The 22,127-nt window shown below is 73.6% G+C and carries 33 protein-coding genes and 3 tRNA genes; 33 read left to right on the forward strand and 3 right to left on the reverse strand.

Annotated elements, in window-relative coordinates; genetic code table 11:
• The first annotated feature begins 258 nt into the window (after positions 1-258).
• The 7 genes from AMK13_RS10400 to AMK13_RS10430 all read left to right on the forward strand — a co-directional run bounded on the left by AMK13_RS10400 (position 259) and on the right by AMK13_RS10430 (position 4,470).
• The gene (locus AMK13_RS10400) at positions 259-1,653 is read left to right on the forward strand and encodes an SAM-dependent methyltransferase (RefSeq protein WP_074001901.1); all 1,395 of its coding nucleotides are present in this window, start codon (positions 259-261) and stop codon (positions 1,651-1,653) included.
• A gap of 16 nt (positions 1,654-1,669) precedes the next feature.
• Positions 1,670-1,746 (forward strand) — tRNA-Ile (locus tag AMK13_RS10405).
• Positions 1,747-1,831: 85 nt separating this feature from the next.
• Positions 1,832-1,905 (forward strand) — tRNA-Ile (locus tag AMK13_RS10410).
• A 156-nt stretch (positions 1,906-2,061) separates the two neighbouring features.
• Positions 2,062-2,424, forward strand: a complete 363-nt coding sequence (locus AMK13_RS10415) for a DUF6191 domain-containing protein (protein WP_074001902.1) — start codon at positions 2,062-2,064, stop codon at positions 2,422-2,424.
• Positions 2,425-2,683: 259 nt separating this feature from the next.
• Positions 2,684-2,812: a DLW-39 family protein gene (locus AMK13_RS44710; protein WP_014137031.1), complete on the forward strand. Its 129-nt coding sequence runs from the start codon at positions 2,684-2,686 to the stop codon at positions 2,810-2,812.
• Positions 2,813-2,998: 186 nt separating this feature from the next.
• Positions 2,999-3,071, forward strand: a tRNA-Ala gene (locus tag AMK13_RS10425).
• A 103-nt stretch (positions 3,072-3,174) separates the two neighbouring features.
• Positions 3,175-4,470, forward strand: coding sequence for a tyrosine-type recombinase/integrase (locus AMK13_RS10430; RefSeq protein ID WP_079271996.1), 1,296 nt, complete (start codon positions 3,175-3,177; stop codon positions 4,468-4,470).
• 56 nt (positions 4,471-4,526) lie between these two features.
• On the opposite strand, the gene AMK13_RS10435 is transcribed toward AMK13_RS10430, so the two are convergent.
• Together AMK13_RS10435 and AMK13_RS10440 are read right to left on the reverse strand one after the other, a co-directional pair.
• Positions 4,527-4,790 carry a hypothetical protein gene (locus tag AMK13_RS10435; RefSeq protein WP_074001905.1) on the reverse strand — a complete coding sequence of 88 codons (264 nt, stop codon included), beginning with the start codon at positions 4,788-4,790 and terminating at the stop codon, positions 4,527-4,529.
• Between the two features lie 126 nt (positions 4,791-4,916).
• The gene (locus AMK13_RS10440) at positions 4,917-5,333 is read right to left on the reverse strand and encodes a hypothetical protein (RefSeq protein ID WP_143204516.1); all 417 of its coding nucleotides are present in this window, start codon (positions 5,331-5,333) and stop codon (positions 4,917-4,919) included.
• A gap of 276 nt (positions 5,334-5,609) precedes the next feature.
• Here AMK13_RS10440 and AMK13_RS10445 point away from each other — a divergent pair, with 276 nt between their 5' ends.
• The 11 genes from AMK13_RS10445 (at position 5,610) to AMK13_RS10495 (ending at position 11,628) form a co-directional block, all read left to right on the forward strand.
• Complete coding sequence (locus AMK13_RS10445; protein ID WP_074001907.1) at positions 5,610-5,849, forward strand: hypothetical protein; 240 nt, start codon at positions 5,610-5,612, stop codon at positions 5,847-5,849.
• Between the two features lie 292 nt (positions 5,850-6,141).
• Positions 6,142-6,774, forward strand: coding sequence for a hypothetical protein (locus tag AMK13_RS10455; protein WP_074001909.1), 633 nt, complete (start codon positions 6,142-6,144; stop codon positions 6,772-6,774).
• Complete coding sequence (locus tag AMK13_RS10460; RefSeq protein WP_074001910.1) at positions 6,771-7,124, forward strand: hypothetical protein; 354 nt, start codon at positions 6,771-6,773, stop codon at positions 7,122-7,124. The genes AMK13_RS10455 and AMK13_RS10460 overlap by 4 nt, the downstream gene beginning before the upstream one ends.
• Entirely contained in the window at positions 7,124-7,531 is a 408-nt protein-coding gene (locus AMK13_RS40890; protein WP_079271997.1) for a hypothetical protein, read from the forward strand. Before AMK13_RS10460 ends, AMK13_RS40890 begins: the two co-directional genes overlap by 1 nt.
• Positions 7,528-7,749 (forward strand): hypothetical protein, encoded by a 222-nt coding sequence (locus AMK13_RS10470; protein ID WP_074001911.1) that lies wholly within the window; start codon positions 7,528-7,530, stop codon positions 7,747-7,749. Before AMK13_RS40890 ends, AMK13_RS10470 begins: the two co-directional genes overlap by 4 nt.
• Positions 7,746-7,958: a hypothetical protein gene (locus AMK13_RS42825; RefSeq protein WP_143204517.1), complete on the forward strand. Its 213-nt coding sequence runs from the start codon at positions 7,746-7,748 to the stop codon at positions 7,956-7,958. The genes AMK13_RS10470 and AMK13_RS42825 overlap by 4 nt, the downstream gene beginning before the upstream one ends.
• Complete coding sequence (locus AMK13_RS41785; protein ID WP_074001912.1) at positions 7,955-8,434, forward strand: hypothetical protein; 480 nt, start codon at positions 7,955-7,957, stop codon at positions 8,432-8,434. The genes AMK13_RS42825 and AMK13_RS41785 overlap by 4 nt, the downstream gene beginning before the upstream one ends.
• An 88-nt stretch (positions 8,435-8,522) precedes the next feature.
• Positions 8,523-10,082, forward strand: a complete 1,560-nt coding sequence (locus AMK13_RS10480) for a hypothetical protein (protein WP_074001913.1) — start codon at positions 8,523-8,525, stop codon at positions 10,080-10,082.
• A gap of 25 nt (positions 10,083-10,107) precedes the next feature.
• On the forward strand, positions 10,108-10,350 hold the full coding sequence (locus AMK13_RS10485; RefSeq protein WP_074001914.1) for a hypothetical protein: 243 nt from the start codon (positions 10,108-10,110) through the stop codon (positions 10,348-10,350).
• Positions 10,347-10,922: a hypothetical protein gene (locus tag AMK13_RS44035; protein WP_074001915.1), complete on the forward strand. Its 576-nt coding sequence runs from the start codon at positions 10,347-10,349 to the stop codon at positions 10,920-10,922. Before AMK13_RS10485 ends, AMK13_RS44035 begins: the two co-directional genes overlap by 4 nt.
• Before the next feature lie 58 nt (positions 10,923-10,980).
• Positions 10,981-11,628, forward strand: coding sequence for a hypothetical protein (locus AMK13_RS10495; RefSeq protein ID WP_074001916.1), 648 nt, complete (start codon positions 10,981-10,983; stop codon positions 11,626-11,628).
• Positions 11,629-11,636: 8 nt separating this feature from the next.
• On the opposite strand, the gene AMK13_RS10500 is transcribed toward AMK13_RS10495, so the two are convergent.
• Positions 11,637-11,825: a hypothetical protein gene (locus tag AMK13_RS10500; protein ID WP_074001917.1), complete on the reverse strand. Its 189-nt coding sequence runs from the start codon at positions 11,823-11,825 to the stop codon at positions 11,637-11,639.
• A 116-nt stretch (positions 11,826-11,941) separates the two neighbouring features.
• On the opposite strand from AMK13_RS10500, the gene AMK13_RS10505 reads away from it, so the two are divergent.
• From AMK13_RS10505 to AMK13_RS10580, 15 genes are all read left to right on the forward strand, one after another.
• On the forward strand, positions 11,942-12,664 hold the full coding sequence (locus tag AMK13_RS10505) for a hypothetical protein (RefSeq protein ID WP_074001918.1): 723 nt from the start codon (positions 11,942-11,944) through the stop codon (positions 12,662-12,664).
• A gap of 63 nt (positions 12,665-12,727) precedes the next feature.
• Positions 12,728-13,339, forward strand: a complete 612-nt coding sequence (locus tag AMK13_RS10510; protein ID WP_074001919.1) for a hypothetical protein — start codon at positions 12,728-12,730, stop codon at positions 13,337-13,339.
• A complete protein-coding gene (locus AMK13_RS10515; RefSeq protein WP_074001920.1) occupies positions 13,336-13,626 on the forward strand; it encodes a hypothetical protein in 291 nt (96 codons plus the stop codon). The genes AMK13_RS10510 and AMK13_RS10515 overlap by 4 nt, the downstream gene beginning before the upstream one ends.
• Positions 13,623-13,844 carry a DNA-binding protein gene (locus AMK13_RS10520; protein ID WP_074001921.1) on the forward strand — a complete coding sequence of 74 codons (222 nt, stop codon included), beginning with the start codon at positions 13,623-13,625 and terminating at the stop codon, positions 13,842-13,844. The genes AMK13_RS10515 and AMK13_RS10520 overlap by 4 nt, the downstream gene beginning before the upstream one ends.
• Before the next feature lie 213 nt (positions 13,845-14,057).
• A complete protein-coding gene (locus AMK13_RS10525) occupies positions 14,058-14,339 on the forward strand; it encodes a hypothetical protein (RefSeq protein ID WP_074001922.1) in 282 nt (93 codons plus the stop codon).
• Complete coding sequence (locus AMK13_RS10530) at positions 14,336-14,584, forward strand: hypothetical protein (RefSeq protein ID WP_074001923.1); 249 nt, start codon at positions 14,336-14,338, stop codon at positions 14,582-14,584. Before AMK13_RS10525 ends, AMK13_RS10530 begins: the two co-directional genes overlap by 4 nt.
• A 486-nt stretch (positions 14,585-15,070) precedes the next feature.
• Entirely contained in the window at positions 15,071-15,325 is a 255-nt protein-coding gene (locus AMK13_RS10540; protein ID WP_143204518.1) for a hypothetical protein, read from the forward strand.
• On the forward strand, positions 15,315-16,754 hold the full coding sequence (locus AMK13_RS10545) for a hypothetical protein (RefSeq protein WP_079271999.1): 1,440 nt from the start codon (positions 15,315-15,317) through the stop codon (positions 16,752-16,754). Before AMK13_RS10540 ends, AMK13_RS10545 begins: the two co-directional genes overlap by 11 nt.
• Before the next feature lie 14 nt (positions 16,755-16,768).
• Positions 16,769-17,959 carry a phage portal protein gene (locus tag AMK13_RS10550; protein WP_143204519.1) on the forward strand — a complete coding sequence of 397 codons (1,191 nt, stop codon included), beginning with the start codon at positions 16,769-16,771 and terminating at the stop codon, positions 17,957-17,959.
• Positions 17,959-18,645: an HK97 family phage prohead protease gene (locus AMK13_RS10555; protein ID WP_074001927.1), complete on the forward strand. Its 687-nt coding sequence runs from the start codon at positions 17,959-17,961 to the stop codon at positions 18,643-18,645. The genes AMK13_RS10550 and AMK13_RS10555 overlap by 1 nt, the downstream gene beginning before the upstream one ends.
• A gap of 89 nt (positions 18,646-18,734) precedes the next feature.
• Positions 18,735-19,967, forward strand: a complete 1,233-nt coding sequence (locus AMK13_RS10560) for a phage major capsid protein (protein WP_074001928.1) — start codon at positions 18,735-18,737, stop codon at positions 19,965-19,967.
• A 69-nt stretch (positions 19,968-20,036) separates the two neighbouring features.
• Positions 20,037-20,327 (forward strand): hypothetical protein, encoded by a 291-nt coding sequence (locus tag AMK13_RS10565; protein WP_143204520.1) that lies wholly within the window; start codon positions 20,037-20,039, stop codon positions 20,325-20,327.
• Positions 20,324-20,929: a hypothetical protein gene (locus AMK13_RS10570; RefSeq protein ID WP_107418706.1), complete on the forward strand. Its 606-nt coding sequence runs from the start codon at positions 20,324-20,326 to the stop codon at positions 20,927-20,929. Before AMK13_RS10565 ends, AMK13_RS10570 begins: the two co-directional genes overlap by 4 nt.
• 12 nt (positions 20,930-20,941) lie before the next feature.
• Entirely contained in the window at positions 20,942-21,391 is a 450-nt protein-coding gene (locus AMK13_RS10575; protein WP_074001930.1) for a hypothetical protein, read from the forward strand.
• Between the two features lie 2 nt (positions 21,392-21,393).
• Entirely contained in the window at positions 21,394-22,125 is a 732-nt protein-coding gene (locus AMK13_RS10580) for a hypothetical protein (protein WP_074001931.1), read from the forward strand.
• The last annotated feature ends 2 nt before the right edge of the window (positions 22,126-22,127 follow it).

The following is a 22,127-nucleotide window of genomic DNA, read 5'->3' on the forward strand; positions in this document are numbered from 1 at the left end:
CCGGCCGGATCCTGACGCTCGCTCAGCTCCCCGTCCGCGGACGGAATGCACGGGCCCCACCCGCTGTTGCAGCGGGTGGGGCCCGTCGGCATTTCGGGTGACAGCCGGCCGCCCGCGGCGTGCCACCCGGAAACCGGGCGGCCGCGGTGGGACAAGCTGGGTGCCGCCCGTCCCGCGCCTGGGAGTGCCGCAGGCCGCCCCCGGTCCGCCCGACCGGGTCAGCTGAGGTTCCGCAGGACGACTGGACGGAGGCGCGCGGTGGCGAAGCTCGCAGGTCAACTGGTCGAAGCCCTCGAAGGGCTGTTGGGGGTCCCGGTACCGCTGCGGGTACAGGCCTGGGACGGCAGCACCGCCGGGCCGCCGGGCGCGCCCACCGTGGTCCTGCGCAACCGCCGGGCGCTGCGCCGGCTGGTCTGGCAGCCGGGCGAGCTGGGCCTGGCCCGGGCCTACGTCGCGGGGGACCTGGAACTCGCCCCCGGCACCGACCTGTACGAGACGCTCTCCGCCGTCGCCCGCTTCGCCGAGCGGCCGGAGGTCCGCACCCTGGCCCTCGGGCCGCGCGAGGCGCTCGGCCCCAAGGGCCGCCGGGTGCTCGCCGCCGCGCTGCGGGCCGGGGCGGTCGGCCTCGAGCCCGAGCCGCCCCGCGAGGAGGTCCGCAGGGCCCCAGGGCGGCTGCACAGCCGCAGCCGCGACCGCGCGGCCATCAGCCACCACTACGACGTCGGGAACGACTTCTACCGGATCGTGCTGGGCTCCTCGATGGTCTACTCGTGCGCCTACTGGGCGCCCGAGGCGAAGAGCCTGGAGGCGGCCCAGGAGGCCAAGCTCGACCTGATCTGCCGCAAGCTCGGCCTGCGCCCCGGGATGCGCCTGCTGGACGTCGGCTGCGGCTGGGGCTCGCTGCTGCTGCACGCGGCGAAGCACTACGGGGTCACCGCGGTCGGCGTCTCCATCTCCACGGAGCAGGTCGCGCTGGCCCGCGCCCGGGTCGAGGAGGCCGGGCTGTCCGACCGGGTCGAGGTCCGGCTCCAGGACTACCGGGAGATCACCGACGGGCCCTTCGACGCGATCTCCAGCGTCGGGATGGCCGAGCACGTCGGCTCCGAGCAGTACCGGGTCTACGCCGAGGGCCTGTACCGGCTGCTGGTGCCCGGCGGCCGGCTGCTCAACCACCAGATCGCCCGCCGCCCCGACATCCCCGGGGTGCCGCACCGCACCAGCCCCTTCATCGACCGCTACGTCTTCCCGGACGGCGAGCTCTCCCCCGTCGGGTCCACGGTGGCCCGGCTGGAGGAGGCCGGCTTCGAGGTCCGGGACGTCGAGTCGCTGCGCGAGCACTACGGGCTGACCCTGCGCGAGTGGGTGGCCAACCTGGAGGCGCACTGGACGGAGGCGGTCCGGCTGGTCGGCCGCGGCCGGGCCCGGGTCTGGCGGCTGTACATGGCGGCCTCCGCGCTCGCCTTCGAGCAGAACCGGATCGGGATCAACCAGGTCCTCGCCGTCCGCAGCACCGAGGAGGGCGCGGCGGGCCTGCCGCCGACCCGCGAGGAGTGGCTGCTGCGCCCCTCCGTGGGTGCGCCGCAGCTGGTCGCGGGGGGTGCCGCCGCAGCCCCGGCCGACCCGGATTTGGGAGATCGGCCGTCGGTCCGCTAATCTTTCAGTGCGGCAAGGGCCTATAGCTCAGACGGTTAGAGCGCTTCCCTGATAAGGAAGAGGCCACAGGTTCAAGTCCTGTTAGGCCCACCACCGCGAAGGGCCCGGAGTGATCCACTCCGGGCCCTTCGGCGTTTTCGCGGATCGGCCGGCATCCGGTACGATCTCTCATCGGTGAGGGCCTATAGCTCAGACGGTTAGAGCGCTTCCCTGATAAGGAAGAGGCCACAGGTTCAAGTCCTGTTAGGCCCACCTCCCCGAAGGGCCCGGAGTGATCCACTCCGGGCCCTTCGACGTTTCCCGCCGCGCTGCCTCCGGGCGTCCCGCCGCGTTCCCGCCGCCGGACCGGGAACCGCGCGCCCCTCCCGACGGTTCTCGGGGGAGGGACGGTGGAGGGTTGGTGACGGCATGGCGGTGTTCTGGGCGATGAGCATCCCCGGACTGGTCTGCGCCCTGGTGGTGCTGGCCGCGCTCGATCAACTGGCACTGCGGGCGCGCCGCGCCCGCTGGGTGCCCTGGCGGGGGACGGGCCGGGAGGGGCAGATCTCGGCCACCGGGTTCGAGCAGCTGCACGCGCAGTTCGCCGCGGGCAAGCAGCACGAGCTGGACGAACGTCGCAGCACCCTGATGCTGCGGGACGAGGAGGGCGAGGGGGCGCCGCCGCGGACCAGGGTGGACCTGGCGAGCGGCACCGCCGTGGTGGTGGCGCCGGGCCGCCCGGCGGACGGGACGGCGGGCGGACCCGCGGACGGCTCGGCGGGCCGGGTCTGATCCGCGGGCGCGCGGGACGGTCCGGGCACGGTCGGACCGCCCGCCAGGAGGTGCGGCGTCAATCCTGGGACCGGACCGCCGGGTTGGCCGCACCGGTGGCTGGTCACGATTGGGACACCGGTGTGTATCATCGGCCGCAAGGGCAGTCTGGCACCCGGCCGCCCGTTCGCGCTCGAAACACAACTGGACTCGTCGGCCCGGTCAGTCCGGCCGGATCCGGCTCTTGAGTCCACCAACGCAAGAAGGACGAGGTCCCGCGGTGAAGAAGCTTCTCCTGGTCGCCCTGGTCGCCCTCGGCGGCTTCTTTGTCTACCGTCAGGTCCAGGCGGACCGCGCCGAGCAGGACCTGTGGACCGAGGCCACCGACCCGGTCCCGGCCGGTCGCTGAGCCCCCGGCGATCTGACGATCGACGAACTCCGGAGGCGCCCGTCGGCGCCTCCCGGGCCGGCCGGCCCGGTCGACGAACCGGACCGGCCGACCCCTTGGAACGGCACCGTTCCGGGGGGACGGCGCTGGGAATCGCGCCGGAAACCGGTACGCTAGTGCCCGTTGGCACGCGCGCGGTGCCGTCGAGGGGCATTAGCTCAGTTGGTAGAGCGCTGCCTTTGCAAGGCAGATGTCAGGAGTTCGAGTCTCCTATGCTCCACAGCGCCCAAAGGGCCGCTGACCTGGGACAACAGGTCGGCGGCCCTTTGGCGTTCCCGGATTAGTCAGCAGATTTGTCAGCATGACAGGCGTATGTTCGCCCCATGGCAACCATTCGCATTCGCGAACGCAAACGGTCCGGGCCGGTGCACGAGGTCTACTGGCGTGACGGCGGCGCCGCCGCAGGGGACCAGGAGAGCGAGCGTTTCGACGACCCGGACGCCGCCAAGGCCTTCATGAACCTGGTCACCGGGTACGGGAACAAGTGGCCTCCCGGCTGGGTGAAGGGCCGAGGCTTCGTCCAGGAAGAGGAGGCCCCGGCGCCCGCAGTCGACCCCGCCCACATGTTCGAGACCTACTCGCTGAACTATGTGACCTTGCTCACCGGAGTCGAGGGCGGCACCAAGCGGAAGTACCGCCGGCTGGTCCGCGAGGGCATGGTCCCCTGGTTCCGCGACAAGATCATCGTGGACGGCCCGGACGCGATATCCGAGGACGACGTCAAAGCGTGGATCAACGCGCTCGCCGCCGGCACCCCGGCACCGCACGACCCGCCGGACCGCAAGCGCAAGCCGTACTCCGCCAAGACGGTCAGGGACCACCACGGGTTGCTGAGCGCGATCCTCGGGAGCGCGACCAAGGGGCAGAACCCGCTGCGCCGGTACAACCCGTGCTCGGACACCAAGCTGCCGCGCAAGGACGACGGCGACAGCGAGGAGAAGACCTACTTGGAGCACTGGGAGGCCGGCCTGATCCTGCGGCATCTCGCGGCCGACGCCATCGACCTCGTCCAGGTGCTGCTCGGCACTGGGCTTCGGTGGGGCGAGGTCAGCGCGCTCCAGGTCCGCGACTTCGACCACGTCGGCGGGCGCCCCGTCCTGCGCGTCTCCAGGACCTGGAAGGAGGATGAGGAGGGGAAACGGTTCACCGGCGCTCCGAAGAGCGTCAGGAGCCGTCGCACGCTCGTCCTGACGCCCTACCTCGCCTCCATCGTGGCCCGGGCCTGCCGTGGAAAGCGGCGGCGGACGGACCTGCTGTTCACCGCGGTCGAGGGCGGGGCCTGGCTGCCCGCCACGTTCCGTCGGCTGCGGTGGCTCCCGGCCCTGGAGGCCGCACGAGCGGAGGGCATGTACAAGGAACCGCGGCTCCACGACTGCCGGCACACCCACGCCGCGTGGCTGATCGCCCGCAACGTCCCGCTCCCGGCCATCTCGGCCCGGCTGGGCCACGAGAGCATCCAGACCACCATCGACGAGTACGGCCACCTCATGGCCATCCTCGACGACGACCTGGTCGCCGCCGTGGCGTACAGCATGGACGCCGCGCTGTCCCCGGTGGTGCCGGACGACGTCCGCCAGGCCGTCGAGCTGGAGCGAGCGACCGTGCTCACCAGGGTGTAGCTCAGGAACAGCGCCGCGCCCCTGCTCGGATGAGCGGGGGCGCGGTTGCGGCGGGATCAGGCTGCGGCGTGGCCGATGGTCGAGGAGGCATCGGCACCGGCGATGAGCTGGTCCATGTACGGCGCGAGGATGTCGATGATGGCGGCCGGCGCGAGGTCTCGGTCAGCCATCAGCTTCCCCGCCGTCGAGGCGATGTCCCCGAGGCGGTCGGCCGGAACGACTCTGGGGTCGCCCACGATGATCAGCACGGTGGTGCGGGCCACCAGGACGAGGGGCGCGCCGTCGTCCAGCGTTGCCTCGTGGGTGACGACAGTGTTCACACATAACCCCCTAGTCCCGGCCGGGCAGTGTGCGCACGGCCGTCCTCCTCGCGAGGCCGGATCGAACGTACACCCGATTAGTGGGCTGGACTACTGGTTAGAGGCGCGGTTTCGTTCAAACCGGAACTAAACATCCCGCTTACCTGAACTTTCATCCGTCTTGGCCAAAAGTGCCTCGATCACGGCCCTGACCTGCGGAAGCTCTGATGCGTCCATGCCAGCGAGATGGCCGACGATCACCCGCGCATCCTCGGGAAGGTCGGATAGTTCGGTGGCGGTGTAGCCGAGGAATTGTGAGGCCGCGGCCTGCTGTACGCGCACCAGGGGCTTTCCGGTTCCGGCGGCCAGTGCGCGCAGGAACTTGGGCTCTGGTGCGCGGCGGACCTGGTCGTGAGCTATGTCATGGAGCCATGTCTGGCTGATTCGGTCCCCCGTCTCGGGGTCCACTGAGGCTTCGGCGAGCCGGCGCAGCGACATCCCGGGCCGGTCGAGCGCGGCGAGCACCAGCGCAGTGAGCGCGGGTGCGCCCTTTCGGTCAGACATGACCATCCCCTTCGCATGCTTCCCGTCCAAGCGGCGGCCCGGCCGGTACTCGCGAGCGGGCGGTCGGACGCCTGCGTGCTCGCGTTCGCGAACGAGGCTAACAGTGCGCTCCGGGGGCCGTCGTCACCTCCGGGCGTCAAGAACAGGCCAATCACGGAACTTGATCTTCCCTTAAGGTGCCCAAGCTGCTCGCGTTCGCGAACGCGAGCATGTATGTTCGTGTTCGCGAACGCGAGCGGCATTGAGCCGCATCGAACGGCACCAAGGAGAACGACGATGTCCCCCCTCCTCGACTACAAGGGCGCGGCGACGGCGCTCGGGCTCAAGAACGACACCTGGCTCCGGCGCCACATTCGGCGGTTGCCACACGAGAAGTACGGCAGGGCCGTGCGATTCAGCGAGGAGCACATCGCCGAGATCCGGCGTATCCACAGCGTCCGGCCGACCGAGCTTCCGGCGTCGGTGGCCGTTGGTCCGGCGATGCTCGTTCCCCTCGGCGCCAGCCGCAGGGGCTGACCTCCCCCATGGCCCACCCCACTCCCCCGGGTAGCACCCCCGCGATCGGCACGATCCGACTCGCAGGATCCGCCGAGTTCGCCGCCGCGGCGCTCGCAGCTCTGCACGCGGACCCCCGACTCGACGTGGTCAGGGTCTCTCGTCTGCTGGCCGGCGACGCCGTAGGCGAAGTTCGCCAGTACATCAGGGCGCGGCGGATCGCCGACTAACCCCCGACATGGGTCGGGCCGTCCCCCGGCTCTCACACCTGGACGGCCCCGGCCCTCACCCGCCTCTACGACGGAGAAGACACATGCCCCAGCGTAGCAACACCGGCCCGACCGCGGCTGAGATCGCGCTCGACGCCGCCATCCCCGCGGACATGGAGGTGCCCGCGCTGTCGGCGGACGTCCTCGTGGCCGTACACCAGCTGGACCTCGACGCCCTGGTGCCCGCCGCCGAGTGGTGGCGTGTCGCAACGCGTCGCAGTGCACGCCGGCTGATCCGTCAGATGGGCTCGATGCTCCGGCATCTGGTGGCCGAGATCGTGACGCTGGACCGCCAGCTCGGCGACGCCGATGCCGAGCTGGACCGGCTTCGCGCCGAGGTCAAGGAACTGCGCACCGCTGCGGCACCTGACGTGGCGGACCCGCTCGTGGTCGCGCACGGTCTGGCGCTGCGCCTGTCGCAGCGGCTCACCCCGGCGCCCGTCTCGGTGAGTGTGGACCGCTACCCCTACGACCCGACTCCGCGGGTGGTGGTCCACGCGGACGACGTCGTCTCCGTCGAGGCCTGGGGCGCCGACCTTGGCGCAGAGATCCGGTGGAGGGACTCCTCGACCGGCCAGTCCCGGATGGGCCGCGGCGAGTGCACGGTCGACGGCATCCCCGTCTCGATCACGGCATCGGTGTACCTGGGGCGTACGGCGACGGCGGTGGCGTCGTGACGCAGCAGCACATCACCCACGCCGCCGAGCTGGTGGTCCAGGCGATGCTCGGCACGGACCCGACGCCGGCCGCGATCGTCCAGGCCCTCGCGGCCGCCGGCCTGCTGCGCACCACCCCGCTGGAGGTCTACCGGGCATCGTGGGACGACGACTCCCTCGGGCTGTACGTCAGCCGGGACGCCGCCCGGGCCCGGTGCCTGCTGGACGCCGCCGCCGCTCGGCCGGAATCCCAGCTGGCCTGGCACCCGGTGACCGAGGACGACATGGACGAGGAGTACCTGGCCGCAGACGGCCAGAACGTCGAGTACTACGTCACCACGGTGCCGGTGCGGCTGACGGGTGAGTTCTGATGACCACCCGCACCCTCGGCCCGATCGCGCACGGCACGCTCACGGGCTACAACCAGCACCGCAACCGCCGAGTGCCCATTCCCGAGACGGACGAGTGCGGGTGCCGCGCGGCCTTCACCGCCTCGCGGCGCGAGCGCGCCGCCGCCCGGGCGTCCCGCTCCGCGCACGAGTGGAACCGCGGCCTCACCGGCGAGCGGCCGCCGATTCCGTCCCGGCCGCTGGCCACCGCGTGTCCGACCGCGGCCTGTGGCCAGGATGTCGCCGCCCCCGAGGTCGCCGGCCCGGGCTGGGTCTACGCCCGGGTCATCGGCTCGGCGGAGCCCGGCCGCTGGTACTGCTCCGGCAGCTGCTCCACGTACGGCATCGCGCTCGCCGAGCTGCGCCCGGCCGAGGGGGGTACCCGGTGACCCGCCTGTTGCTCGCCGTCTGCATCATCGCCGCACTGTGCCTGCTCGCGGCCTGGGCCGAGGACCGTATCCACGAGCGGGGCGTGGACAACGACCAGGCGCGCCGCTGGCGCGCGGCCTGGGCCGCCGAAGCGCAGCGCGTGGCCCAGGCCGCCCGGGAGGACCGAGCCGATCCGGGCCCCGCTTCCCCGCGCCCCTCCCCGCACCCGCGGCCGTGACCACACGCGCGGCCACGCCGCGTGCTCCCCGGCTCGTCGGGTTGCACGTGGTGTTCGCGACCAAGGTCCGCGCGCCGTACGCCGACTACCTGTGCCCGTGCGGCCATCGGGACGCCGCTCTCGGCGCGGCCGCCGTGATCCGGCTCGTCCAGACCACGGGGCCCGCCCACCTCACCACCTGCCCTCTCAGCACCAAGGACCGCCCATGAGCACCACGACCACCGCCCACCTCGACCTCACCACCGGCGTGGTCACCGCCGACCCCGAGCCCGCCCCGTTCTCCGAGGTGCTCCGCGAGCACATGGGCGGCCGGGTCCACGACGCCGCGTCCGCCGAGCTGTACCAGCTGCTCAACTCCGTTGCCCGGCACGGCAAGAAGGGGACGTTGCAGCTCGTCGTGCTCGTCGAGCCCCCGCGGGGCCACGTCGAGGGCGGCCCGCTGTCGGTCGCGATGAGCACCGTCCTGCGGGCGCCCAAGGGCGAGACGCCGGCCTCGACGTACTACCTCGACAGCTCCGGCAACCCCAGCCGCCAGGACCCGCGCCAGCCCGGTCTGTGGGACGACGTCCCGGTCGAGGCGCGACAGGCCGGACTGCGCGCGACGCTCGCCCGCGCCGGCGTCGACCCGGACGAGGCCGCCGACCTGGCCGCCGCGCTCGACGCCGAGGGCTACCGCCGCCCGTAGCCCGGCCTCCCCGTACGGCCCGAGGGGCGCGGCGCGCACCGACCCGCGTCCCTCGGGCACCAGCACCGACCAGACTGGAGCACCCCTGATGCAGCGGCCCGCCGACGCCGCCGCCGCGCCCACCGACACCGGGCAGCGGCCGCCCCGGCGTGCCGCTGCGCCGTTCTGGACCCGCTTCCCGTCGAGCTGGCTTCCGGCGCTCACCGGGGACCACCTGCGCGCCGCCACCGCCGTCGGAGACTACGCCCGGGGCGCGGACGGCTACTGCTGGGCGGCCGACCGCACGCTCGCCGCCGGCCTGGGGCTGCACCCGGACACCGTCGGCGCCGGGCTGCGCGCCGCCGAGGCCGCCGGCATCGTCCGCGCCGTCCGCCGCCCCGGCGGCACCTCGGCGCGCGTGCTCGCCCTGCCGTCCGAGGATGACGACACCGTCCTGTGGGTGTGCGTCACCTCGTACGCCCGCAACGTCCTGTCGGGCTACGACTTCCTGGCCTACTGCGTGCTCAGCGTGCGCTCCCACCTGGACGAGCCGACGAGCATGGCCCTGATAGCCCGGCTGGCCGGCATCAGCCCGGCCCGGGCCCGTACGGCCGTCGCCGAGCTGCTCGCCGCCGGGTGGATCACCCGCACCGACGCCCGCGGCCGCGCCGCCCGCTACGCCGTCCACCCCGCCCCGATCGCCGACGTCGCAACCCAGCTCGCCCTCGACATCCCGGAGCCCCGCCGCGTGAAGGCCGGCCGCCCGGCCGTGGCCGAGCCTGTCCACCGGGGCGAGATCGACGGCCAGCTCGCCCTGTTCGACCCCGCCGACCTGGCCGCCACCCCTCACGGATCGGCTGTCACCACCCCTCACGGATCGGCCGCGAGTACCCCTAATGGATCAACCGGACGAACAGGATCCCTTGAACAAGATCCTTCCAACAGGCGCCGCCCCGTGGGTGGTTGCCCGTCCGCCGTAGGCGATACCTGCGTACCGCGCGACACGGGCGCGCCCGCGAGCACCCGCGACGGCGCCGTCCGGCCGGGCGCCGCTTCGGCTGCGCCGGAGACGCCGAACCCCCTGCCCCCGCTGCTGATCACCGACCAGGCCTACCGGGTCCTCGCCGAAGTCCCGGCCCTGGTGGCCCGGATGTCCCGGTGGGAGCAGCGGGTCGCCGCCCGCGCCGTCGGCGCCGCGATCGAGGAAGCCGGCGACGTCGCCCGGGTCGCCGCCCGGCTGCGCCGCCGCTACGCCTCGACCTGCCCGGCCGACGTCCGCCGCCCGTACGGCTGGCTGGTCGAGCGCGGTCTGACCCGCCGCGGCTGCGACCGTCCGACCTGCGAATCCGGCTGGGACCTCGCCCGCGCCGACAACTGCCGGTCCTGCGAGCAGCGCGTCCAGGACGCACGGGACCTCGCGGCCGCCCGCCGGACGCAGCACCACCCCGCGCCCGTCCCCGAGCCGCGCCCGGCGCCCGCCCCGGCCGCGCCGTCCGCCGCCCGGACCTGGGTGTGTGCCGTCCACCCCTCGATCTCGCTGCCGTGCGGCATGTGCGCGGCCGACACCGCCCGCACCTGGCCGCCCGCCGCAGACACCACCCTCGGCCGCGAGTACCGCGAGCAGCGCGCCGTCCGCCGCCGCGCCCGTGAGACCGCCGCCGCGGCCTGACCCTCCCCGACCGAAAGGCCCCACCGTGACCGACACCGACATCGACACCGCCCGCCAAGTCGTCTTCGACCACGCCCTCCTCACCCCCACCAACCCGCACGACGGCCTGGCCTGCGCGGCCTGCTGGTCCGCCCTCGGGGAGGCGGTGTCGTGGCCGTGCGCTCCGCTGCGCGACGTCGCCGAAGTCGAGCCCGTCGGGGGCGGCTGGACCATTACCATCCGGCCGGCCGACGACGCCGCCCGCCCCGTTGATGACGGTGCCCGGTGACGGCCGCCCGCCCGCGCCGGCCGTCGGCCCTGCCGCTCACCGCCACCGAACGCACCCGGCTCGACCACCTCGTGCGCCGGGCCGCCGACCGCCTCGGCCCGGACGAGGCCGGCACCCTGCACCGGCTGTGGGAGCGCGACCGGGCCGACCGCGCACAGGAACGCCGCTCCGCCGGGGGCGCCCGGGCCGCCGCCCAGCGCACCGCCGACCGGCTGCGTTCCGCCGAGGCCGAGGCCGCCGCCCACCAGGCCGCGCTCGACGCCGTCGCCACGAAGTACGCCGCCACCGCCGCCGAGCTGCGCCGCTCCCGGGCCGCGCACCGCGCGACCGTGGCCGAGGCCCGCCGCCAGGCCCGCCGCGCGACCGGGGCAACGGCCGTCCTGCGGGCCGTCGCCGAGCAGCTCCAGGCCGTACCCGCCCCGGGACGGCTGACCGCCGACCAGATCGCCGTCGACCACACCGAGGCCGCCGCGCTCGTCCGGCTTCACCTCGTCGTCGAGGACGCCGGCCTCGACCTGGGCGCCGAGCTGGACCGGATCGCCCCGGCCCTGACCCGGTCCCGCGCGCTCTGACCCCGTCCGACCCGCCGCCCGGCCCCGGCCGGGCGGCCCGCACCACCAGGACCACCACATGACGCCCTGCCAGCTCTGCGCCCACGAGGCCCCCGGCCGGCTCTGCACCCCGTGTGCACTCCGCCTGGGCCGCCACCTCGTTGACCTGCCGCACCTCTACACCGCCCTCGGCGCGCACCTGCGCCCCTCCTCCCAGGTCCGGGACCGCCTCGGCACCAGCCCGGCCGGACCGGACGCCCCGATGCCGGTGGCCGAGGACGTCCTGGACCTCGTCGGCCCCGGCGGGATTGTCACCGTGCTGGAGACCTGGCGTCAGGCACTGCACGAGGACGCCGGGATCCGGTGGCCGGAGCCCTGGGGCGACCTGCCCGGCCGGGTCCGCCGCGCCGCGGCCGGACTGCGGGACCACCTCGCCTACATCCAGCTCGACTGGCCGGCCGCCGGGGACTGCGCGCGCGAGGTCGCCGAGCTCCACCACGCCGCCACCCGCCACGTCGCCCCCGTCGACCGCCCCACCGTCGTCGGCACCCACCCCGCCGACGCCGGCCAGGACCCCGCCGAGGCCTGCGGCGGCCGCCTGGAACTCCCGCACGGCGGTACCACCGTCCGCTGCACCCGCTGCCGCACCACCTGGGGCCCGCTCCAGTGGCTCCGGCTGCGCCGCCGCATCGAACACGCCCGCACCGCCGACCGGCCCGCCGCGTGAACCGCGGCCTACACCTCGGACCGCATCACCACCACCGGGATCACGTAGTCCGGGGCCGTCATCCACTCCACCGAGTCCACCACCATCCGCTCGCCCTCGTCCTCCAACCAGCACACGACGTCACCCACCCGCGGCACCGCCGGCATCCGGACGAACACCTCACTGTCGTCCGGGAACCACAAGCCCACCTTGAACATCGCTCTCCCTCTCGCTCGACACGGCCATCGTGCCAGCACCTCCAAGAGGCCGATTAACACTCAATTAACGCTCTCAGCTTGACAGTTGACCGAATCCATGCCTTGAGGAGACCCCCATGCCTCCGTCCCGCGCCGATCTGGCCGCCAAGCGCCGCCGCGCCCGTCACCTTCTGCGCGCCGGCCGCTCGACCGCCGCCGTCGCCGCCGAGCTGCACATGGACCGTCGCGCCGTCCGACAGCTGCGCATCGACGCCGGCATCCCTGCCCTGCCCGGCGGCACCCCCCAGCGGCTCACCGTTGAGGAGAAGTGGCGCAGCCACACCCGCCGCACCCGGGGCGGTCACATGACGTGGACCGGCGAGCACACCAGCGCCGGCGGCCGCGTGATGCGGCACTCCGGCACCGCCTACAGCGCCCACCGCGTCGCCTACCGCATCCAGCACGGCACCGACCCCGAGGGGCACGCCAAGTCCGGCTGCGGCCGCCCGGGCTGCGTCGCCCCCGAGCACCAGATCGACACCGCCGAGCGCCGCGTCGTCCGTACCCCGCGCACGGTGTACGACAGCGCCGAGGCGAAGCTGGCCGCCCTCACCCGCCCCACCGGCGACGGCCACCTGGACTGGACCGGCCCGCACGACTCCGGCGGCCGACCCCTGCTCAACTGGCGCGGCCGCCACTGCGCGCCCGCCCGCCCCGCGTTCGCTCAGCACTACGGCCGCCCGCCCGAGGGCCGCGTCACCGCCGCGTGCGACCACCCCGGATGCCTCGCGGGCGCGCACCTCGACGACCGACTCACCCGCGCCGAGCACGCTCGCGCGTACGCCGCCCTCGGCCTCTGACCACCCGCCCGTCACCGCGCTACCCGGCCCTCGGGAGCGCGCTCCCACCCGGAGCCCACCACTATGAGCAGCCTCGTCATCGGCGGCACCTACAGCGCCCGGATTCACGGCATCGCCGGACCCTGGACCGTCCACGGAACCGTGACCATCTGGGACGTCCAGCACCACGACAACGGCCTCACCACCGTGACCGTGCAGCTCAGCGACCACCCCGATCCGCGGTGCCCCGGCCACTCGACGTACGCCACCGCCACCGTTAGCGCGCTCCCCGACGGCGCGCGCGCACTCGTCGACCTCGTCACGCCCGAGCCCGGACCGTCCCGGATCGGCCTCGGCTACCGCCTCCTCGCACAGCACCCCGCCGAGGACGCCGCGCTCCACCTCGCGGCCGCCGACCACGTCCTCGCCGAGTGGGAACCCGTTCCCGCAGACGACAGCCCACTCGGCAGTAGCGCGCTCCCCGCACTCGCCCGCGCTGCACACCGCGCTACCGAGCACACCACCGGCCGCCGCGACGCCGAGGCCGAGCGGGACCAGCTCATCCGCCGCCTCGACGCCGGCGGCGTGCCCCGGGACGTCCTCGCGCACACCATCGGCCGCAACATCTCCCGCATCGGCCAGCTCTGCCGGACCTCGCCCACGGGCCGCACCAACTGCACCACGGTGGACGCATGAGCCTGACCGCGTGGGCCGCCAGTCTCCGCGCCGCCCTGCACCACCTCACCGAGGTGGCCCGGCTGCGCACTGACGCCGCCTGTCTGGGCCTCGCCCGGGCCCGTGCCGACGCCGTACTCGCCGAGGCCCAAGGCACCGAGCTGGGCATCCCGACCGCTGACCACTTCGACGCTGCCCGACGCACCCTCTGGGCCGAGTTTGCGACGGCGCACCCGGCTCCCGCGGGCGACCCGTTGGCCACTCTCACCACCACCATGACCAGCACGGATCAGGCCGGGACCACATGACCGGGCCCCGCGACCGGATACCGGCCGCCGGCCGCGTGACCATGGCCGACCTCGTCCGCCTCGGCGTGCCCGCCCCGACCGTCCGGGGCTGGGTCCGCCAAGGGCGGCTCACCCGGATCGGCGGGTCCACCCGCTACCCCGAGTACGACGCCCCCGTAGCGCTGGACCTGATCGAGTGCTGGAAACCCCGCGGCACCGGCCGCGCCGATCCCACTTGACCAGCGGTGTAGCGCAGTGCAACGATCTTCGCACCACCCGTGTGTCCACTTCCGGGTGAAGCAGACGAACACGACGGGCCCCGCAGCAGACGCCGCGGGGCCCGTCGCCGTCTCCAGACCTGCGGCGGCCCGGCCCGCTGATGCAGTGTCCGGACAGCGCGGGACCACACACCCCGCCCGGGCCGCCGCACCACCACCCTTGGAGGGACCGCCGTGCACACCCCCACCCCGCGCGACCTCGACCGCGGCCGCCCCGTCCTGCCGACCACCGCCACGGTCCTTACCGCCTACCACGCCGAGCTGAGCGCCACAGGCCTGCCCGCCTCGCTGGTCAACGACCTCGTTCTCGCCGCCGGACGCACGGTGATCCACACCACCGGCCTGACCGTCCACACCACCACCCCGGACGGGGGCCAGGCCCTCGTGACCCTGGGCCCCGCTGCGCCCCACACCGGCGTGCGCCCCGTGCGCCCGCGCGGCCCCGAGAGCCGGTGACCGTGGACCCGCTGCCCACAGCCATCACCCACGACCAGCACCTCGCCGCGCTCCAGGCCCTCGGCCTCGATCCCGCCCTGGTCACCTCGGTCCGCCTCGACGTCCGCACCGGGACGTTCGTCACCGTGTTCGTCCGCTCCCCCTCGGGCAACGTCGTCGCCCAGGGCGACGGCACCCCCGTCACGGCCCGGTTGCACATCCCGTTCCCCGCCCTCACGCCCGGCTGCGCCCCGGCGGACAGCTGAGACCCCCTGGGAAACACCCCCTCCCTCAGGAAAAACACCCCCCCTCCCTCCGAGAAAAGGCACCCCCCTCCCGGAGAGGAGCAGCATGTCCCGTGCCCGGCACCGGTCCGGCCGTCCGTACCAGCGCGCACGCCGCGAGATGTTCGCGATCTACGGCGATCGCTGCCACATCTGCGGACACGAGGGGGCGGGCGAGGCGGACCACCTCACCCCGGTGAGCGTCGACCCCGGCCAGCCCCTCGACCCCCACGGCATGCGGCCGGCCCACGGCGCCAACGCGCCGTGCCCGACCTGCCTCCGGCTGTGCAACACCGAGCGAGGCAACCGCCCGATCACGAGGGCAGTGCGCACATCCCGTAACTGGTGATCACAAATTCGTGACCTGGGGTGATGTCCGTTTTTGGGTGGGCCGGCCGGAAGGCCCCGCGCCCAGTCGTCCGCGTCTCTCCCCGTGAAATCAAGGCGGTATTGATCATGGTCGGACCGGTGTCCTCAGCAGCCTCGGACGGCGACCGGCGGACCGCGCTGGAGGCCGTCCGGGACAAGCTCGCCGCCGAGCTGGACGAGGCCTCGGGCCCGGTGGTCGCCGTTCTGTCCAAGGAACTGCGGTTGACGATCGCCGAGCTGGAGTCGCTTCCGGGCGGCCGGGAGGTGAGCGCCCTTGACGAACTCACCGCACGCCGCGCGGCGCGGCGCGCAGACGCCCAGGGTGGCGACGCTGCCCGAGGGAGTGGTCAGTAGCGCTGGCTCGGAGTTCATCGACCTCGCCGCGACGGCCGGCCTGATCCTCGATCCGTTCCAGTGCTACATCCTGAACCAGGGCCTGGGCGAGCGCGCCGACGGCCGGTGGGCCAGCTTCAAGAACTCCATCTGGGTGCCGCGGCAGAACGGCAAGGGCGGTGCGATCCAAGCCCTGGAGCTCGGCTGGTTGTTCCTCACTCGCGAGGAACTGATCATGCACTCGGCGCACGAGTACAAGACCGCCGAGGAGGGGTACCGGCGGATCCGGGAGCTGGTGGAGAACACCCCCGACCTCGACCGGCACGTCCACAAGTACTGGCAGGCCAACGGCGAGCAGGGCATCGAGCTGCGCAAGTCCGCCGGCGGCGGCCGCCTGAAGTTCATCGCGAGGAGCCGCGGGTCCGGCCGAGGCTTCTCCGGCGACAAGAACATCTTGGACGAGGCACAGGAGATCACCCCGGCCCAGATCGCCGCACTGATGCCGACCATGTCGGCCCGCCCCGACCCGCAGCTGTGGTTCTTCGGCACGCCGCCAGAGAGCCCCGACGCGTGGTGCTACAACCTGCGCGAGGACGGCGAGTCCGGTGCGGACCCACGGCTGATGCACCTGGACTGGGGTACCGACCTCGACCCCACCGACCCCGAGCATCGCCGCCGCGCCGCCCAGGACGTCGACCTCTGGTACGCGTGCAACCCGGCCCTCGGCGGCCGGATCACCGAGGAGTTCGTCCGGGGCGAGTCCCTGCCCTCGGGCCTCGGCGAGCGGTTCATGATCGAGCGCCTGGGCGCGTGGCTGCCCCGGCTCACCGAGGGCGGCGGCGTCATCGACCCGGCCGTCTGGGACGCCCTCGCCGACGAGGAGTCCCAGCTGGTCGGCGACGTCGCGTTCGCCTTGGACGTCACACCGTCCCGGGACTGGGCGAGCATCGCGGCGTACGGGCTGCGCGCCGACGGCACCGGCCACCTGGAGGTGATCGACCGCCGCCCGGGGACCGAGTGGATCGTCGACCGCCTGGTCCAACTCGCCGACCGCTGGGATCCGGTGGCGATCGCCCTCGACGCCAAGGGCCCGGCCGGCTCCCTGCTGGTCGACCTCGACAAAGCCGGCATCGGCCGCCCCGAGGACGTCGAGCGGCCCGTGCGCGGCGACCTCGCCGTCCCGGCCGCGCCCGACGTCGCCGCCGCGTGCGGCCAGCTGGTCGACGCGATCACCCAGCGCACCGTACGGCACACCGCACAGCCCGAGGTCGCCGAGGCGATCCGCGGCGCCAAGACCCGCCCGCTCGGCGACGCCTGGGCCTGGGGCCGGCGCATCTCCACCGTCGACATCTCCCCCCTGGTCGCCGTCACCCTCGCCCGCTGGGCCTGGGAGACCAGGACCCACCTCGTCGAGGACGCCGACTACGACGTCCTCGACTCCGTCCTGTGAAGGAGGTGAAGCCGATGTCCAGCCGTATGGGCCGCTTCGGCCGCGCGCTCGCGGCGCCGCTGCGGTGGATCTCCGGCGCGACGTCGCGGGCGATCACCTCGCTGCCCTGGGGGTCGGGCGGCTCCGCCCGGTCCCAGGTGTCCACCGAGCGCGCACTGTCCCTGATCCCGCTGTGGTCGTGCGTGCGCCTGATCTCCGAGCAGGTTGCCTCGCTGCCGCTCCAGCTGTACCGACGCGACGGCTCCAACCGCGAACCCCTCAGCTACATCCCCGAACTGCTGTGGGCGCCGGCTGCCCGCGACGACCTCTTCACCTGGCTCCAGAAGTGCGTCATCTCGCTGTGCCTGCGCGGCAACGCCTACGGGCTGATCACCCAACGGGACGGCCTCGGCTACCCGACGACGATCGAGTGGCTCAACCCCGACGACGTCTTCGTCGATGACCAGGTCCCGACCCGGCCCGTCTTCTACTGGCAGGGCCGCCAGGTACCCGACGCCGACATCGTCCACATCCCCTGGATGGTGCTCCCCGGCCACGTCAAGGGGATGTCCCCGGTCCAGGTCTTCGCCCGCACCATCGGCGTGGGCCTGGAGACCACCGACTACGGGCTGTCGTGGTTCACCAACGGCGGCACGCCGCCGGGCGTGCTGAAGAACGGCTCCCGCACGATCAGCCGGGACGAGTCCGAAGAGATCAGCGACCGGATCTCCGCCCGGATCCGCTCCCGCAAGCCCCTCGTCTTGGGCAGCGACTGGGACTTCACCGCGCTGCAAGTCTCGCCCGAAGAGTCGCAGTTCATCGAGACCGCGAAGCTCACCGCCTCGCAGATCGCAGCGATCTACGGCGTCCCGCCGACCATGGTCGGCGGCGACTCCGGCGGATCCATGACCTACACCAACGTCGAGGCCGCCGCCAACGAGTTGATCACGCTGACGCTGCGCCCGTGGCTGGTCCGGCTGGAGAACGTGTTCTCCACCCTGATGCCCGGCCGCGAAGCCGTGCGCTTCAACGCGGACGCCATGATCCGCACGACGATCATCGAGCGCTACCGGGCGCACGGCCTGGCCCTGGAACAGGGCTGGCGCAACCTCGACGAGATCCGCGCGCTGGAGAACCTCGCCCCCTTGCCCCCGGGCGCGGGCGGCGACCTGTACGGGCCGCAGCGCAAGGCCATACCCACCAACGCACCGGCCCTGGAGGCCTGATGAGCACGGCAGAGCGCCGCACGGCGCGCGGCCTGGTCGAGGTCCGCGCGGACACCGGCGCAGGCAAGATGACCATCGGCGGGTACGCCGCCAAGTTCAACAAGCTCAGCAGGAACTTGGGCGGCTTCGTCGAGCGCATCGACCCCGCCTTCTTCGCCAAGAGCGAGGGCGACGGCTGGCCCGAGGCGATGGCCCGCTACAACCACGACGACGACTTCCTGTTGGGCACGACTGCGGGCGGCACGCTGCGCCTGGTCGTGGACGGCACCGGCCTCGACTACACCGCCGACCTGCCGTCCACCCGCGCCGACGTCTACGAGCTGGTCGCGCGCGGCGACGTCACCCGGTCCTCGTTCGCGTTCTTCTGCTTCGACGACGACTGGGGCCTGACCGACCAGGGCTTCCCCATGCGCACCCTGCTGTCCGGCCAGCTGGTCGACGTCGCCCCCGTCAACAGCCCGGCCTACCTCGACACCGACACCGGGCTGCGCTCCCTCGCCGAGCGGGCCGGCGCCACCGTCGAGGAGGTCCGGGCCGCCGCCGCGGGCGACGGCCTGGCCCGCTTCCTCGGCCGCGCCCCCGCGACCACCGTCATCGACGCGGCTCCGGCCGGGCAGGGCGACCCCCACCCGCTCGTGAGCCTGCGGCAGCGGCGCGCCGAACTGCTGAGGCGCCGCACCCCCTGAGGCAGGGCGACCCCCACCTCGACACCCCCGTCCACCACGCCCCCGGCCCGGCCGGCGGGCGACACCGTCATGCCCAGGGAGGGCACCACATGAGCGACTTCATTAAGCGGCTCCAGGAGCGCCGCGCCAGCATCTGGGAGCAGGCCAAGGCCGTGTTGGACACCGCCGAGGCTGACAAGCGCGAGCTGACCGGAGAGGAGGAGCAGACCTACCAGCGCCTGAACGCCGACCTCGACCGGATCGACGAGCGCGTCAAGGACATGGCCGCCGCCGAGCAGCGCGCGGCGGACGCCGAGGCCGCGTTCGCCGATCTCCTGGCCAAGCCCGCCGAGCGCACCGCCCCGCAGGCCAAGGGCGAGGCCGAGCAGGTCCGGTCCTGGCTGACCGGCCAGTCCGGCAGCCGCAGCTTCGAGATCCGGCCCGACGGCCCGATGCCGATGGACCTGCGCACCCTGTCCAAGCTCACCGCGGGCAGCGGCGCCAGCACGGTGCCGGTCAGCTTCTACCGGCGCCTGGTCCAGCACATGATCGAGGTGTCCGGTGTCCTCGCCGCCGGGCCCACCGTGCTGACCACCTCGACCGGCGAGCAGATGCAGGTACCGAAGACCACCGCGCACTCGGCGAACGCGTCGATCGTCGCCGAGGCCGGCGCCCTGCCTGCCAGCGATCCCGCCTTCGGCCAGGTCCCGCTCGACGCCTACAAGTACGGCCTGTTGCTCCAGGTGAGTCACGAGCTGGCCAACGACACCGCCGTCGACCTCATCGGCTACCTCGCCACGCAGGCGGGCCGGGCGCTGGGCAACGGGTTCGGCGCGCACCTCGTCACCGGGACCGGCACCTCGCAGCCCAACGGCGTGCTGACCGCGGCCTCGCTCGGCAAGACCGGCGCGACCGGCGTGGCCGGTGTCCCGTCCGCCGACGACCTGATCGACCTGTTCTACTCGGTCATCGCGCCGTACCGGGCCTCGGCGTCGTGCGGGTGGATGATGCGCGACTCCACCGTCGCCGCCGTCCGCAAGCTCAAGGACTCCACGGGCCAGTACCTGTGGACCCCGGGCCTGTCCGGGGCGCCGGACAGCATCCTCGGCAAGCCGCTGTTCACCGACCCGAACATGCCCGCCCCCGCCGTCACCGCGAAGAGCGTGCTGTTCGGGGACTTCTCGACGTACTTCGTGCGGCAGGTCGAGGCGATCCGCTTCGAGCGCTCCGACGACTACGCGTTCAACTCCGACCTGATCACCTACCGCGCGATCCTGCGCGGCGACGGCGACCAGGTCGACACCACGGGCGCGATCAAGCACTTCGCCGGCGCCGCGACCTGATCCGCCCGGCGTCGGCGCGCACCCGCGCGCCGGCGCCCCACCTCCCCTACCACCGCGAGGAGTCACCCCGTGCGCGTGCGCATGAGTATCCAGATGTCCGGCACCCGGGACGGCCAGGACTGGCCGCCGCCCGGCGCCGTCCTCGACCTGCCCGAGACCGAGGCCCGCCAGCTCGTCGCCCACCGCAACGCCACCGTCATCGAGGAGAAGGACGATCCCGAGGACGGCCCGGACGGCACCGATCCCGAGGACGGCCCGGACGACGCCGACCCCGAGGCCACCGAGGACGGCACCGGCGCACGGCGCCGCGGCCGCCCGCGTCTGCCCCGGGACGCCGAGGGCAACATCGTCCGGACGTGACGACCGTGGCCACCGACTACGCCACCCTCGCCGAGCTGAAGCTGTCGCTCCAGATCGACCCGGGCGACCTCACCCGGGACACGCTGCTCGCCATGGCGCTGAGCGCGGCCGCGCGCGGCATCGACTCGGCGTGCGGCCGGCGCTTCTGGCTCGACCCGGCGCCGACCGCCCGCACCTACAACCCCGGGGGCCGGACGCTGAGCACCGACGGCGGCGAGCGCCTGGTCGTGGACGACATCGGCGACCCGGCCGGCCTGCTCGTCGAGACCGGAACCGCCGGCGCCTGGACGGCCGTCGCCGGGTACGAGACCGGCCCCGACAACGCGCTCGCGCGCGGCCGCCCCGTCACCGCCCTCGTCATCCCGGCCGGGACCTGGGGCTACGGCACCAGCCGCGTGCGGGTCACCGCCCGCTGGGGCTGGCCCGCCGTCCCCGACGACATCGTCCAGGCCACCCTCATCCAGGCCGCCCGCCTCTACCGGCGCAAGGACAGCCCCGAGGGCGTCACCGGCTCCGCCGAGTGGGGCGTCGTACGGCTGTCCCGCCGCGACCCGGACGTCTGGGCCCTGATCGAGCACTTCATCGTGCCCGGATTCGGATAGGAGGCCCCCACCGTGCAGTTCGCCGCCGTCCGCGCCGCCATCGCCGACGCCGCCCGCGCCGTCACCCTCCCGGCCGGCGCCGCCCAGCTCACCAGCACCGGCTACACCCCCGACAGTGTGTCGGCGCCGCACTTCTTTGTCGGCGAGTACACCGTCACCTACGACGTGACGTTCGGCCGCGGCCGGGACGAGGCCGAGTTCACCTGCCGCATCCTCGTCGGCCGCCAGGACGACCGCGCCGCCCAGCTCATCCTCGACGCCATGCTGTCCGGCGCCGGCCCGGCCTCGCTGAAGGGCGCGATCGAGGCCGCCCGCGGCGCCCCCGGCCAGCCCGCCCTCGGGGGCCTGGCCGACGACCTCCACCTCGCCCGCGTCCAGGGCTACCGCTGGTACGAGCACGCCGGCACCCAGTACGTCGGCGCCGAGCTGATCATCCGCGTCATCGGCGACGGGAGGACGTGACCATGGCCGCCCAAGTCCTCACCGACGTACGCCTGTTCGCCGGTGGCGCCGACCTCACCGGCGCCTCCAACAAAGCCGAGCTGGCCGTCGAGTGCGAGGTCAAGGACCGCACCGTCTTCGGCACCGGCGGCTGGAAGCGCGTCCAGGGCGGCTTGCGCTCCAGCAAGGTGACTGCAGAAGGGTTCTGGGAGGCCGGTGATCCCGGCCTGGTCGACGACGCCACGTGGGCGACGATCGGCGGCGTCGTCCCGTGGACCGTCGCCCCGCACCTGGCAGCCGTCGGCTCCCTCGCCTACCTCACCCAGGCGCTGCGCACCGACTACACGCTCGGCGGCGCCGTCGGCGACCTCGCCCCCTGGCAGGCCGGCGCGTCCGGCACCGGCGCGATGACCCGCGGGCAGATCGCCCACCCGCCCGGTACCGCCCGCTCCGGCACCGGCGCCGGCACCGCCCTCCAGCTCGGCCCCGTCCCCGACGGCCGTCTCCTGTACGGCACGCTGCACGTCCTCTCGGCCGCCGGCACCACGCCGACGCTGACCGTCCGCGTCGAGTCCGCCGCCGACGCCGCGTTCACCACCCCGACCACCCGGGCCACCTACACCGCCGCCGCCGGCCTCGGCGGCCAGGCCCTCGCCGTCCCGGCACCGGTCACCGACACGTGGTGGCGCGTCGCCTGGACCGTCGCCGGGACCGGCCCCTCGATCACGTTCGTCGCCGCCCTCGGCATCCAGTAGAA

Origin of the sequence: Streptomyces sp. CB02056 (genome assembly GCF_001905545.1) — a bacterium.
GTDB lineage: Bacteria > Actinomycetota > Actinomycetes > Streptomycetales > Streptomycetaceae > Kitasatospora.